We start from the raw sequence: 583 nt of genomic DNA on the forward strand, positions 1-583 counted from the left end.
TCATGTCTACTCCCGTCAAGCTCGCTGTCGTCTTCTACTCGTCCACCGGCACCATCACGGAGATCGCCAAGGAGCTCCACGACGCCGGGGTGAAGGCGGGTGCCGACGTCCGGCTGCTCAGGGTCGCCGAGCTGGCCCCGCGGGCCGCCATCGACTCCAACCCCGCCTGGGCCGCCAACCACGCCGCCATCGCGGGCCTGCCCGAGGCCACGCCCGAGGACATCGAGTGGGCGGACGCCGTCATCTTCGGCACCCCCACCCGCTTCGGCAACGTCTCCTCCCAGCTCAAGCAGTTCATCGACACCCTCGGCGGCCTGTGGGCCCAGGGCAAGCTCGCCGACAAGGTCTACAGCGGCTTCGTCTCCACCGCGACCGCGCACGCCGGCCACGAGTCGACGCTGCTCGCCCTGTACAACTCCGTCCACCACTTCGGCGGCATCGTCGTCAGCCCCGGCTTCACCGACCCGGCCAAGTTCACCGACGGCAACCCCTACGGCACCTCCCACGCCGACGGCCAGGGCACCAACCCCGTCGACGACACCACCCGCACCGCCGCCCGCATCCAAGCCGAACGCGTCGTGAA

Annotated in this window: 1 protein-coding gene; it reads left to right on the top strand. The window is 70.2% G+C overall.

Annotation, left to right across the window (positions count from 1 at the left end):
* Positions 1-2 precede the first annotated feature (2 nt).
* Positions 3-583 (top strand): NAD(P)H:quinone oxidoreductase (gene wrbA, locus ADL34_RS34375; RefSeq protein ID WP_062675068.1); only part of this gene is annotated, 581 nt, incomplete at its 3' end.

It is taken from the genome of Streptomyces sp. NRRL WC-3605 (assembly GCF_001509795.1).
GTDB lineage: Bacteria > Actinomycetota > Actinomycetes > Streptomycetales > Streptomycetaceae > Streptomyces > Streptomyces viridochromogenes.